The 12,415-nt window shown below is 71.4% G+C and carries 15 protein-coding genes; 6 read left to right on the plus strand and 9 right to left on the minus strand.

All coding sequences use genetic code 11. From position 1 onward, the window contains the following. Positions 1-26 precede the first annotated feature (26 nt). The 3 genes from C516_RS0108460 (at position 27) to C516_RS0108470 (ending at position 4,013) form a co-directional block, all read left to right on the plus strand. Positions 27-2,441 carry a DEAD/DEAH box helicase gene (locus C516_RS0108460; protein WP_018717939.1) on the plus strand — a complete coding sequence of 805 codons (2,415 nt, stop codon included), beginning with the start codon at positions 27-29 and terminating at the stop codon, positions 2,439-2,441. Further along, entirely contained in the window at positions 2,419-3,639 is a 1,221-nt protein-coding gene (locus tag C516_RS0108465) for a ribonuclease H-like domain-containing protein (protein WP_018717940.1), read from the plus strand. The genes C516_RS0108460 and C516_RS0108465 overlap by 23 nt, the downstream gene beginning before the upstream one ends. 71 nt (positions 3,640-3,710) lie before the next feature. After that, positions 3,711-4,013 (plus strand): chaperone modulator CbpM, encoded by a 303-nt coding sequence (locus tag C516_RS0108470; RefSeq protein WP_018717941.1) that lies wholly within the window; start codon positions 3,711-3,713, stop codon positions 4,011-4,013. Here C516_RS0108470 and C516_RS0108475 read toward each other — a convergent pair. Further along, the gene (locus C516_RS0108475) at positions 4,005-4,490 is read right to left on the minus strand and encodes an Lrp/AsnC family transcriptional regulator (RefSeq protein WP_018717942.1); all 486 of its coding nucleotides are present in this window, start codon (positions 4,488-4,490) and stop codon (positions 4,005-4,007) included. The genes C516_RS0108470 and C516_RS0108475 overlap by 9 nt on opposite strands. A gap of 129 nt (positions 4,491-4,619) precedes the next feature. Here C516_RS0108475 and hppD point away from each other — a divergent pair, with 129 nt between their 5' ends. Beyond that, positions 4,620-5,720 carry a 4-hydroxyphenylpyruvate dioxygenase gene (hppD, locus tag C516_RS0108480; protein ID WP_018717943.1) on the plus strand — a complete coding sequence of 367 codons (1,101 nt, stop codon included), beginning with the start codon at positions 4,620-4,622 and terminating at the stop codon, positions 5,718-5,720. On the opposite strand, the gene C516_RS0108485 is transcribed toward hppD, so the two are convergent. Then, entirely contained in the window at positions 5,702-6,331 is a 630-nt protein-coding gene (locus C516_RS0108485) for a flagellar brake protein (protein WP_018717944.1), read from the minus strand. The genes hppD and C516_RS0108485 overlap by 19 nt on opposite strands. A gap of 177 nt (positions 6,332-6,508) precedes the next feature. Between C516_RS0108485 and C516_RS0108490 the strand changes: the two genes are divergently transcribed. Continuing rightward, positions 6,509-8,770, plus strand: coding sequence for a molybdopterin-dependent oxidoreductase (locus C516_RS0108490; RefSeq protein ID WP_018717945.1), 2,262 nt, complete (start codon positions 6,509-6,511; stop codon positions 8,768-8,770). Here the strand turns inward: C516_RS0108490 and C516_RS0108495 are convergent. Beyond that, entirely contained in the window at positions 8,748-9,062 is a 315-nt protein-coding gene (locus tag C516_RS0108495) for a hypothetical protein (protein WP_018717946.1), read from the minus strand. The genes C516_RS0108490 and C516_RS0108495 overlap by 23 nt on opposite strands. Positions 9,063-9,134: 72 nt before the next feature. On the opposite strand from C516_RS0108495, the gene C516_RS19060 reads away from it, so the two are divergent. Then, complete coding sequence (locus C516_RS19060) at positions 9,135-9,548, plus strand: retropepsin-like aspartic protease family protein (protein WP_245558754.1); 414 nt, start codon at positions 9,135-9,137, stop codon at positions 9,546-9,548. A gap of 163 nt (positions 9,549-9,711) precedes the next feature. On the opposite strand, the gene C516_RS0108505 is transcribed toward C516_RS19060, so the two are convergent. The 6 genes from C516_RS0108505 to C516_RS0108530 form a co-directional block, all read right to left on the minus strand. Continuing rightward, complete coding sequence (locus C516_RS0108505) at positions 9,712-9,960, minus strand: metallophosphoesterase family protein (RefSeq protein WP_018717948.1); 249 nt, start codon at positions 9,958-9,960, stop codon at positions 9,712-9,714. A gap of 207 nt (positions 9,961-10,167) precedes the next feature. Further along, entirely contained in the window at positions 10,168-10,416 is a 249-nt protein-coding gene (locus C516_RS0108510) for an SH3 domain-containing protein (protein WP_018717949.1), read from the minus strand. A 38-nt stretch (positions 10,417-10,454) separates the two neighbouring features. Beyond that, positions 10,455-11,303 (minus strand): carboxylating nicotinate-nucleotide diphosphorylase, encoded by an 849-nt coding sequence (gene nadC, locus C516_RS0108515; protein ID WP_018717950.1) that lies wholly within the window; start codon positions 11,301-11,303, stop codon positions 10,455-10,457. Further along, positions 11,300-11,644: a Na+/H+ antiporter subunit G gene (locus tag C516_RS0108520; protein WP_018717951.1), complete on the minus strand. Its 345-nt coding sequence runs from the start codon at positions 11,642-11,644 to the stop codon at positions 11,300-11,302. The genes nadC and C516_RS0108520 overlap by 4 nt, the downstream gene beginning before the upstream one ends. 12 nt (positions 11,645-11,656) lie before the next feature. Continuing rightward, positions 11,657-11,926: a K+/H+ antiporter subunit F gene (locus tag C516_RS0108525; protein WP_018717952.1), complete on the minus strand. Its 270-nt coding sequence runs from the start codon at positions 11,924-11,926 to the stop codon at positions 11,657-11,659. Next, positions 11,920-12,414 (minus strand): Na+/H+ antiporter subunit E, encoded by a 495-nt coding sequence (locus tag C516_RS0108530; protein WP_018717953.1) that lies wholly within the window; start codon positions 12,412-12,414, stop codon positions 11,920-11,922. Before C516_RS0108530 ends, C516_RS0108525 begins: the two co-directional genes overlap by 7 nt. Position 12,415 lies beyond the last annotated feature (1 nt).

Raw genomic sequence — 12,415 nt, forward strand, 5'->3', positions numbered from 1 at the left:
CCAGTCGCTGGCAAACGGGGGCACGAATGGCCATAGCGGCAGCGGAAACCGAAGACGCGCGCCTGCTCGACCCGGTGCGCCGTCTCGCCGGGCGCCTGCGGCGCAAGTATAGCGGACGAATCACCGGTGAGCTCACGATCCCGGCGCGGGACGGCCGCTATGCCGACATCCCCGACGAGCTCGTGCCCGATCTGGCCGGCGCGCTGCGCGACCGGGGGATGACGCGGCTCTACAGCCACCAGCGCGAGGCGTGGGACCAGGTTCGCGCCGGCCGGCACACCGTGGTGGTCACGCCCACCGCCTCCGGCAAGACCCTGTGCTACAACCTGCCGGTGCTCCAGTCCGCACTCACGGAACGCTCGAAGGCGCTGTACCTCTTCCCGACCAAGGCGCTCTCCCAGGACCAGGTCGCCGAGCTCACCGAGCTCAACCAGGCCGGCGGGCTCGGCATCCGCGCCTACACCTTCGACGGCGACACGCCGGGTGACGCCCGCAAGGCGGTGCGCACCAAGGGGGATATCGTCGTCTCCAACCCGGACATGCTCCACAAAGGGGTGCTGCCGCACCACACCAAATGGGCGCAGTTCTTCGAGTCGCTGAAGTACGTTGTCATCGACGAGATGCACACCTACCGCGGCGTGTTCGGCTCCCACGTGGCCAATGTCATCCGCCGGCTGCGCCGGGTGTGCCGTTTCTACGGCGCCGACCCGGTGTTCATCCTCTCCTCGGCGACCATCGCCAACCCGGCGGAGCTGGCCGCCTCGCTGGTGGGCGACGAGGTCGCGGCGATCACCGACAGCGGTGCGCCGGCGGGGGAGAAGCACCTGCTGCTGTGGAACCCGCCGGTGGTCAACGCCGATCTGGGCATCCGTGCCTCGGCGCGCTCGCAGGCCACGCGCATCGCGCGCACCGCCGTGCGCGGCGGCATGAAGACCATCGTGTTCGCGCGCTCGCGGCTGATGGTCGAGGTGCTCACCAAGTACCTCAAGGACGTCTTCGACCGCGATCCCCGCCGCCCGGCACGGGTCGCCGCGTACCGCGGCGGCTACCTCCCCACCGAGCGCCGGGGCACCGAGAAGGCCCTGCGCGGCGGCGACGTCGACTGCGTCATCGCCACCTCCGCGCTGGAGCTGGGCGTGGACATCGGCGCGCTGGACGTGTGCGTGCTCAACGGCTATCCCGGCACCATCGCGGCCACCTGGCAGCGGCTCGGCCGGGCGGGGCGGCGCAACCGTCCGGCACTGGGGGTGCTGATCGCCTCCAGTGAGCCCCTGGACCAGTACATCGTGCGCAACCCGGAGTTCTTCCTCGGGGCCTCGCCGGAGCACGCCCGCATCAGCCCGGACCAGCTCCTCATCCTGCTCGACCACGTGCGCTGCGCGGCCTTCGAGCTGCCGTTCCGCCGGGGCGAGCGCTTCGGCGGCGAGGACCTGGAGGCGCTGCTGGACTATCTCGTCGAGCAGGGCGTGCTCCACCGCGAGGGCGAGGCCTGGCACTGGATGGAGGACAGCTACCCGGCCAACAGCGTGAGCCTGCGCGCGGTGGCCGAGGGCAACTTCGTAGTCATCGACACCACCGACGGGGCGCGGCGCATCATCGCCGAGGTGGACTTCTCCAGCGCCGCGGAGACGATCTACGAGGGCGCGATCTATCTCGTGCAGGCGAGCCCCTACCAGGTCGAGCACCTGGACTGGACCGGGCGCAAGGCCTACGTGCGCGAGACCCGTGCGGACTACTACACCGACGCCATCGACTACACCCGGCTGAAGATCCTGGAGAACTTCGAGTCCGCCCGGGCGGCCGACGCGGAGGTGGCCAACGGCGAGGTCCACCTGGTGCGGCGGATCCCGGGCTACAAGAAGATCCGCTACTACAGCCACGAGAACATCGGCTTCGGCAACATCGACCTGCCGGACCAGGAGATGCACACCACCGCGGTGTGGTGGCAGGTCGAGCCCCGGGCCCTGGCGGACGCAGTGCCGGGCCGCCAGCAGGCCATCGACGGCTTTCTCGGCGCGGCCTACGCTATGCACCATGTGGCGGCGCTGCGGATCATGGCCGAGCCCAACGACCTCGGCCGGGCCGTCGGTGACGGCGACGCGCGCTGGTTCGCAACCGTGGGCGCGAGTGGGCGCGGCAGCCTGCGCACCCTGGACGGCGGCGAGGTGGACCCGGAGGCGGAGCGCCACTTCCGCCCCGCGGTGTTCCTGTACGACAACTACCCCGGCGGCGTCGGCCTCTCCGAGCCGCTGTTCGGCCAGCGTCACGCCGTGGCGGCGGATGCGCGGGATCTCGTGGCGGCCTGCGGCTGTGAGCACGGCTGCCCAGGCTGTGTCGGCCCGATCCTCGCCTCGGAGGACCAGCGCGGGTTCTCGCCCCGACAGGCGGCGCTGACCGTGCTCGAGCTGTTCATCGGTGATGAGTCTCCGCGCGCGTCTTGACACCCTCCGGCGCCAAGCCGGCACGGACGACGCCCCCGAGCGCGGGGGCGACGACGCCCTGCGCGAGCGCCTGCGTCGCCTTGACGGCGGCCGTCGGCGCCCGGGTGCGGCGGCGGGGCCGGTGCCGGCGGCGGACGTCGCCGCGTGCGTCGGCGGTGAGGTGGTGGCGGACTCGCTGGTGCGCGTGCGCCAGCGCATCCCGCTGGAGAGCGCGCACGGCCACGTGGCCCTGGGCCGCGTCGGCGACGCCGTCGCGCTGCCCGGCGTGGGGGCGTTCCCCGGCCGCTCCGCGGTGTTCATCGACACCGAGACCAGCGGTCTCGCCGGCGGCACCGGCACGGTGGCCTACCTCGTCGGCCTGGCGCGCCTGGATGGCACGGCGCTGGCGCTGGAGCAGTACCTGATCACGGCGTTCGCTGGCGAGGCGGCCATGCTCGCCGCTGTGCGCGATGCACTGGGCGGCGACGACGTCCTCGTCAGCTACAACGGCAAGTCCTTCGACGCGCCGCTGCTGCGCGACCGTTTCCGCCTGGCCCGGCAGTACCACCCCCTTGAACGGACCGGCCACGCGGACCTCCTGCACCCGGTGCGCCGGCTCTTCCGCCGGACGTGGCCGGACTGCCGGCTCGCCACCGCGGAGGCGCGCCTGCTCGGCTTCCGCCGGGACGACGATCTGCCCGGGAACCAGGCGCCGCTGGTGTGGTCCGAGCTGCTGCATGGCGGAACCACCGAACGGCTGCCGGCGGTGCTGGATCACAACCGTCGGGACCTCCTCTCGCTGGCGGCACTGTGGCCGGTGCTGGGGGAGGTCTTCGTCGAGCCCGCGCGCTGGGGCGCCTGCTCCCGGGCGGCGGCCCGGGCATGGTACATGAGTGGCGACGAGCGCCGGGCGCGGGCGGTGCTGGAGGCCGCTCCGGCCCTCGATGCGCCGGGGCGCCACGAGCTCGCCCGCCTGCGCCGCCGCGCCGGCGACTGGGCCGGGGCGCGCGCGATCTGGCAGGGCCTGGCCGAAGCCGGCGACGCGCACGCCGCGGAGGCGCTGGCGAAATACCACGAGCACGTCCGGCGGGACTGGCAGGGGGCGCTCGCCTGGACGTCACGCCTGCCCGCCGGTGCCGAGGAGACCGAACGGCGTCGTGAAAGGCTCGCGCGCAAGCGCGGCCGCGACGGTGCCCAGGGCGATCTCTTCCCGCGGTGACCGCGGCGGGGATGACCTATGCTTGGGATAAACGGCGGTGCATGCCGCCATACACGGATGCGAGGTGCGGCATGACGGAAGCCGACGAGGCCCTGAGCGGGGTGATACTGGAGCACACCCGGGGCTGGACCCTGGACGAGGTGAGCGGTCTCTGCCGCGTGGAGTCCCGCTGGGTGGTGGCGCTGGTGGACGAGGGCGCCATCGAGCCCGCGGAGGGGGCCGGGCCGCCGGAGTGGCGCTTTGGCGGCGACGCGGTGGTGCGCGTGCAGCGCGCCGCCCGGCTGATGCGCGACCTTGGGGTGAACGCGCCGGGGGCGGCGCTGGCGCTGGAGCTCATGGAGGCGCTGGACGCCCGGCGCTCGGGGCTATCCTAGCTGGTCCAGGGGCAGGGCGGTGGTCTCCTTGAGCCGCTGGAGCAGGATGTTCGAGCGCACGCTGGCGACCATCGGCAGGCCCAGCAGCTCGTGGAGCAGGAACTCGGAGAAGCGTTCGAGATCCGGCGAGACCACGCGCAGGAGGTAGTCCGAGTCCCCGCTCACCGCCCAGCATTCCAGCACCTGGGGAAACTCGCCGATCCCCCCGGCGAAGGCGCGCGCCGGATCCGTGCCGTGCTTCTCCAGAGAGACGTTCACGAAGGCCATCACCCCGAGTCCGAGGCGGCGGCGGTCGAGCATCGTCGCGTAGCCGCGGATGACGCCGGCGGATTCCAGGCGCTTGAGTCGGCGCTGGCACTGCGACGGCGAGAGGTGCACGCGCTCGGCGAGGGCGACGTTGGACAGGCGCGCATTCGCCTGCAGCGCCTCGAGCAGGCGGCGGTCATAGGTGTCGAACGCGAGGGTGTGCGTGTCCATTGCGTATTGATCGGTGTCAATGCAGGTTCATTGCACAGTCTGCGCGTGAGGCGGTGATTCTGCAAAAACAGCGCGTCACCGGTGCGGTATCGTCCCGGACATACCCACCCGACGTGCAGGAGGCGCATCATGAGCGCGGCCGAGCAGTATCAGGATCTCTGGGACAACCCCGTGGGCACGGACGGCTTCGAGTTCGTGGAGTTCGCCGCCCCCGAGCCGGCCGGGCTCAAGGCGCTGTTCCGGCGCATGGGCTTCAGCGAGGTGGCCCGTCACCGCAGCAAGGCGGTCAGCCTCTTCCGCCAGGGCGGGATCAACTTCATCGTCAATGCCGAGCCGGACAGCCAGGGCGCCGCCTTCGCCCGCGAGCACGGGCCCTGCGCCAACGCCATGGCCTTCCGCGTGCGTGACGCCGCGGCGGCGCTCGAGACGCTGGTGGCCCGCGGTGCGACCCCCGTGGCCCCGCGCACCGGCCCGATGGAGCTCAACATACCCGCCATCGAGGGCATCGGCGGCGCCCTGGTCTACCTGGTGGACCGCTACGGTGAGCAGTCCATCTACGACGTGGACTTCGAGCCCGTGGCCGGTGCCGATCCGGCACCGAAGGGGGCCGGGCTCACCTACATCGACCACCTGACCCACAACGTCGCCCGCGGGCATATGGACTACTGGGCGAACTACTACACCGAGCTGTTCAACTTCCGCGAGATCCGCTACTTCGACATCGAGGGCAAGCGCACCGGTCTGCACTCGCGGGCGATGACCAGCCCCGACGGGCGCATCCGGATCCCGATCAACGAGTCCTCGGATGACAGGAGCCAGATCGAGGAATTCCTTCGCGAGTACAACGGCGAGGGCATCCAGCACATCGCCCTGGGCACTGACGATATCTGCGCCACCGTGGACGCCCTGACGGGCAACGGACTCGGGCTGATGAACACGCCGGCGACCTATTACGAGAAGGTCGACGAGCGGGTGCCCGGTCACGGTCAGGACCTGGAGGCCCTGCGCGAGCGCAGCATCCTAATCGACGGCGCCCCCACCGAGGGCCAGGGGCTGCTGCTGCAGATCTTCAGCGAGACCGTGATCGGGCCGATCTTCTTCGAGTTCATCCAGCGCAAGGGCAACGAGGGCTTCGGCGAGGGCAATTTCCAGGCCCTGTTCGAGTCCATCGAGGAGGACCAGATGCGCCGGGGCGTGCTCGACGGCGGGGATCAGTCCGAGGGGAAGTAGGCCCCCAGGCGCTGGAAGGTCTGGCTCAGGTCGGCGCTCAGGCCCAGGACCTGCCGGCCTTCCTCCTCGCTGCGTCGGCGTACGTCGGCGGAGAAGCGCACCAGCGGCTCCGTCTCTTCCGGCAGGGCGAGGCTGATGTGCAGGGTCTCGTTCTCGTCGACGGCCGGGGCGATGGGCAGCGCCACCCGGCAGCCGTGCTCGCTGACGTCGAGGACCAGCGCCGTGCTTTCCTCGCCGTCGTCGCCCACGCGAACCCGGGCGGGCAGCCGGCAGTTCACCCGCGGGGTCTGCCGCAACGCGAACGACTGCGTCTCCTCCGGGTAGGCGATGAACACCATGGGCTCTGGCTCACGCAGGAGCTGGCGCACGTAACTCCGGAACCCGTAGGCCACGCCCTCGTGGAAGAAGCGTACCACCAGAGGGTCCCCCGGACGCAGGCGCAGGCGCTCGAGGCCGCCGCCATTGGCACCATTGTCATGCAGCGCGAGGTACTGACCGTCCCGCGCACCGAGCAGCGTGGTAATCACCCGGCTGGCGTAGCCGGGGACCTGCAGCTGCATGTTCAGCCCACAGAAGAACAGCTCGCCGGTGTCCTGCATCGCCTCCGCCATTGTGACCCTCCTCGTGCCGGTTCCGGGGCGGGAGTCTACCCCCTGTCGCCCGGGAACGGGTAACGCGCCGGGGATTGCGGGTGGGCCGTTTCCCCCGAGCGCACAGGCCGGCGACCGGGTTAGTATGTCGGGATCGGGTTCGTGAGACCCGGGTACCGCGTCGAATGGAGCCACCCCATGACCCGCACCGTCCGCACGCTCACGCACTGGGGCGCGTATCGCCTCGATATCGACGGCGAGACCGTCACCGCCGTCCACCCCTGGCCCGATGACCCGGACCCCTCACCGGTGGGCGAGGTCCTGCGCGAGACCCGCGGCCCCGAGCGCGTCGGGCGACCGATGATCCGGCGTGGTTGGCTCGAGGGGGCGTCCACCGACGAGCGGCCCCGGGGCGGGGACGAGTTCGTGCCGGTCTCCTGGGAGACGGCGCTGGACCACGTCGCGCGCGCGCTGGCACGCACCCGGTGCGAGCACGGCAACGAGGCCATCTACGGCGGCTCCTACGGCTGGGCAAGCGCGGGGCGGTTCCACCACGCCCAGAGCCAGGTCCACCGCTTCCTTGCCGCGACCGGCGGCTATGTCAGCTCGGTGAATACCTACTCCTTCGCCGCGGCCGAGGTGATCACGCCCTACGTGATGGGCTACGACTTCAATACCTTCCGCGCGGCCTCCACCTCGCTGTCCGTGATCGCACGGGAGACCGAGCTGCTGGTGTGCTTCGGCGGCGTGCCGTGGAAGAACGCCCAGATGCAGTCCGGCGGCATCGGCCGCCACGTGGTGGGCCCGGCGTTGCAGGCCGCCGCGGCGCGCGGCTGCCGCTTGATCAACCTCTCGCCCCTGCGCGACGACCTCGCCCTGGCAGGTGCGGTGTGGCAGCCGGTGCGCCCCAACACCGACCTCGCGGTGATGCTGGGTATCGCCCACACGCTGGTCGAGGAGGGCCTGTACGACCGGGATTTCCTCGCACGCTATACCGAGGGCTTCGAGCCCTTTCGGTGCACGCTCATGGGCGAGGCGGACACCCCGGCCAGGGACGCGGAGTGGGCGGCGTCGGTGAGCGGGGTGCCCGCCGCGACCATACGGGAGCTGGCCCGGGAGATGGCCGGATCGCGGACGCTGATCAACCTGAGCTGGTCGCTGCAGCGGGCGGACCACGGCGAGCAGGTCTACTGGATGGGCATGGTGCTGGCGGCAATGCTCGGCCAGATCGGCCTGCCCGGGGGCGGCTTCGGCGCCGGCTATTCGGCGGCGGGGTCGGTGGGCAACGGGGCCCACCGCCGGAAGCTGACCCGGCTGCCGCCGCTGCCCAACCCCGTGGAGGCCTTTATCCCGGTGGCCCGCATCGCGGACATGCTGCTCAAGCCCGGCGCGCCGTTCGACTACGACGGCGAGCGCCGCCGCTATCCGGACTGCCGGCTGGTGTACTGGGCGGGTGGCAACCCGTTTCACCACCACCAGGACCTCACCCGCCTGGCCCGCGCGTGGCAGCGCCCGGAGACGGTGATCGTCCACGAGCCGTTCTGGACGGCCACCGCGCGGCACGCGGACGTCGTCCTGCCCGTGACCACGCCGCTGGAGCGCGAGGATATCGGCGGCTCCTCGCAGGACGACACGCTCGTGGCCATGGAACAGGCGTTCCCGCCCTACGGCGAGGCCCGGGACGACTACGCGATCTTCGCCGACCTGGCGGGGCGCCTGGGCGAGGGGGAGCGTTTCACCGAGGGGCGTGACGTCGACGGCTGGCTGCGCTATCTGTACGCGGGACTGCGCGAGCGCTACCCGGAACTGCCGGACTACGAGGCATTCCGTCACCGGGGCTATCACCGCTTCGGCGCGGGTGAGCCGCCGGTGGAGCGGGTGCAGCTCGCCGACTTCCGCGCGGACCCCGAGCGCCACGCCCTGCCGACGCCGAGCGGGCGTATCGAGATCCACTCCCGGCGCATCGAGGCGATGGGGCTGGCCGACTGCCCGCCCCATCCGCAGTGGCTGGCGCCCGCGGAGTGGTTGGGCGGAGAGAGCAGCCGAGGGCGCTCCCTGCATCTGCTCTCCCACCAGCCGGCGAACCGCCTGCACGGGCAGTACACCCATGCCGCGCCGAGCCGGCGGGCGCGGATCAACGGGCGGGAGGCGGTCCTGATAAACCCGGCGGACGCCGCCGCCCGCGGGATCAGCGACGGCGACACGGTGCGCGTGATCAGCGACCGCGGCGCCTGCCTCGCCGGTGCGCGGCTGTGGGACGGCGTGATGGCCGGGGTCGCGGTCCTGCCCACGGGCTCCGACTATACTCCGGACCCGGCCGGCGGGCCGGAGCGCTCGGGCAACCCCAACGCGCTCACCCGGGACGCCCCCACCTCCGGGCTGGGGCAGGCGCCGAGCGCGCAGACCTGCCTGGTGGACATCGTCCCGGAGACGGGGGTCAGTGCGCCCGCGCCAGCGTGAACAGCGCCGTCGCCACCTGGTGATGGGGGTAGCGGCGCAGGCGCTCGACGAGCATTCCCCAGCGCCGCTCGTCCGCGGCGAGGCGGGCGAGGCCGGCGCCGTCGCCGGTCAGTGCGGTGAGCCGGGAGGGCCGCCCGGTGGGTTCCGGTGCGGTGGCGAGACCGGCATTCCGCAGCCAGTGGAGGTGAACGGCAACGGTCTCCGTCGGCCGGTCCGGAATATCCTCGGTGGCTACCGGTCCGGCAGCCAGCCGTCGCAGGATCTCGCGCAACAGGGCGCCGTCGACCTGCATGGTTGCCCTCGCGTGTGGATGTCCGTCGTCGATGATACGCCGGCGGCGCAGCGGTGACAGGAGACGATGGCCATGGATGAACAGGCGCGGGGTCAGCGGCGCATGGGCCGGGGCATGATGATGGCGTTCTGGGTGCTTGTCCTGGGGCTCGGCGCCTGGTGGTTCCAGGGGGTGCTCGAGGAACGGCGTAACCCGAATGCCGGCGTGGCGCAGACCGGCGGGGATGGCCGGGTGGTGCTGGAGCGCAACCGTTCCGGCCACTTCGTCGCCACGGGGCGCATCAACGGCGAGCCGGTGACCTTTCTGCTGGATACCGGCGCCACCTACGTCACCGTCTCCCCCGGCACCGCATCGCGCCTGGGATTGCGGGAGGGGCCGGTGGCGACCTTCAGCACGGCCAACGGCCGCGTGCGGGGCCACCTCACGCGGCTGGATACCGTCCGCCCTCGGTGGCCTCGCCGCGCGGGACGTGCGCGGAGCCGTTAACCCGGGGCTGGGCGACGACACCGCGTTGCTCGGCATGAGCTACCTCGGCCGTTTCGACATCCAGCTCAGCGGCGAGCGCATGATCATCCGCGCACCGCAGTAGCGGCACGGGGCCCGCGGGCTCAGGCCGCGGCCTGCTGCGGCGGGGCGGCGTCGCAACGATTCAGGGGCCCCGTGCCGCATCGCTCCAGTGCACCAGCGCCAGATGGCCGTCGGCGGCGCCGGTGAACGCGGTACAGCTCTTCACCCAGTCGCCGCAGTTGGTGTAGAGCGCGCCGTCGATGCGCTCGATCTCGGCGCGGTGGATGTGGCCGCAGACCACGCCGTCCTTCCCCCGCCTTCGGGCCTCCCGCCCCGCGGCCCGCTCGAAGCGGGCGATGTAGTCGGTGGCGTTGGCGACGCGGTGCTTCATGGCCCGGGCCAGGGACGAGCACGGAGCACGGGAAGCCGAGCAGGCGCCGGGTCCGGTTCATCCAGTGGTTGAGCCAGAGCAGGGGGTCGCCTTCGCCATGATGCTCGCTCGGGCTTGCCGGGACGCGGGTCACGCTGGCGCGGCGGGGTTTCACGGATGTGATGCCGCGACGCCGCTTTCCCGACACGGTGCCGCGGGTGGCGGGGTTCAGCGCAGCTGGCTGCTGCGGACCCAGCCACTGTTGCCGTCCCGGGTGCGCACGTGCACGTAGCGGCCCTCGCGGCGGTCGGTGGTCACGGGCTCGCCGGGCTCCAGGCGCCGGCCGCGCTCGGCGGTGGAGTCCGGATCGTCCAGGAGATAGGGCGCGGAATAGCGGGCCTTTGCCTTGCCCGCGGGCGCGGCCGTGGGCAGGGCGAGGAGCAGCAGGGCCGCGAGGGCGAGGGTATAGCGCGACATGTCGAACCTCCGTGTCGGTCGCGGTGCATTAGAGTCGGTTACGCCGGCGGACTGCTGCCGGGTTGCAGGCGCATGGACAGGTCCACGGCGCGAACGTGCTTGGTCAGTGCCCCGGTGGACACGTAGTCCACACCCGTCGCCGCGATCCCGGCCAGGCCCTCCCACTCGACGTTGCCCGAGGCCTCGAGCCTAGCGCGGCCGGCGTTCATGGTCACGGCCTCGCGCATGGCCGCGAGCGGGAAGTTGTCCAGCATGATGATGTCGGCACCGGCGGCCAGGGCCTCGGCGACCTCGTCGAGGGTCTCGGTCTCCACCTCGACGGTGACGGCCGGGTGGTGATGGCGGGCGGCCTGAACGGCCGAGGTGATGCCGCCGCAGGCGAGGACGTGGTTCTCCTTGATCAGGATCGCGTCGAACAGCCCCTGGCGGTGATTCACGGCGCCGCCGCAGGCGGTGGCGTACTTCTGCGCATGGCGCAGCCCCGGCAGGGTCTTGCGCGTGTCGAGTACCCGGCAGCCGGTGCCTGCCAGGGCGTCGGCGTAGCGGTGCGCGGTGGTGGCCGTGCCGGAGAGCAGCTGCAGGAAGTTGAGCGCCGTGCGCTCACCGGTGACCAGGCTGCGAGCCGGGCCGTTAAGGGTGCACAGCAGGGTGTCCGCCTTGACGGCATCGCCCTCGTCCACGTGCCAGTCGATATGCACCGCCGGGTCCAGGGCCTGGTAGACGGCGTCGAACCAGGGGCGGCCGCAGACCACGGCGGGCTCGCGCACGATCACCGTGGCGGTGTCGATGCGCTCCGCGGGCAGGAGCACTGCGGTGATATCGCCGCTGCCGACGTCCTCGTCCAGGGCGCGGCGGGCGTCCTCGGCGACGCGCTGTGGATCGATCACGCGGGGTCGTCCTCCGCCTCGTCGTCGTCGATGGCCGCGGGCCGCGGGGCGACGGAGTCGACGCGGCGGCGCAGCGCCGAGCGCCCGAGCATGAAGGCGCTCACCGGCGCGGTGATGAACAGGAAGAAGGTGATCAGGAACTCGCGCACGGTCACCCCGCTCTCCGTACCCGCGGCATAGGCCACGAAGGCGGCGAGCAGGCTGGCCAGCCCCAGCGTGGTCGCCTTGGTCGGGCCATGCAGCCGGGTGAAGAAGTCCGGGAAACGCAGCAGGCCCAGCGAGCCCACGAGCACGAAGAAGGCCCCGATGAGGATGAACACGGCGGTGATGGCTTCCGACACGGTCGCCTCCGTTCAGTCCATGAGCGCGCCGCGGCCGAGGTACTTGGCCAGCGCGATGGTGCCGACGAAGCCCATCATGGCGATGAGCAGCGCCGCCTCGAAGTAGATGCGGTCGGCGAACTGGATCGAGACCAGCAGGATCAGCGCGATCGCGTTGATGTAGAGCGTGTCCAGCGCCAGCACGCGGTCCTCGGCGGTGGGGCCGGCGAGCAGGCGGTAGAGGTTCATGGCCATGGCCGCGATCACGGCGGCGAAGCCGATGTAGAGCGTGACCGTCAGCATTCCAGCAGCTCCTTGAGCGGGCGCTCGTAGCGTGTGCGGATGTCCTCCACGGCCTCCGTCTCGTCCGGGCAGTCGAGCATGTGCACGTATAGGGTGGTCCGGTCCGCGCTGAATTGCACCGACACCGTTCCGGGGGTGAGGGTGATGATACTCGCCAGCGCCATCGCCCCATGGGGCTCGCGGATCTCCAGCGGGATGATCAGGAATACCGGGCGCAGGTCGCGATTGCGCCGGGTGAGCACGATCCAGGCCACCGCGGCGTTGGCCGCGATGATGTCCCAGACCACCACCGGGATCAGCGTGAACAGCACCTTCGGGCGACGGAAGTGGATGCGGTCCGGCCAGAACCCCTGGGTGAGCCGCGGGATGATCAGGCCGAGGATCACGCCCACGAGAATCGCGCCGGCACCGATGCTGTCGACGAGCAGCATCCAGATTACGAGCACGAACCCCGAAAGCACCGGATTGGGAAACAGTCTGGCCAGCATG

Source organism: Arhodomonas aquaeolei DSM 8974 (genome assembly GCF_000374645.1).
GTDB lineage: Bacteria > Pseudomonadota > Gammaproteobacteria > Nitrococcales > Nitrococcaceae > Arhodomonas > Arhodomonas aquaeolei.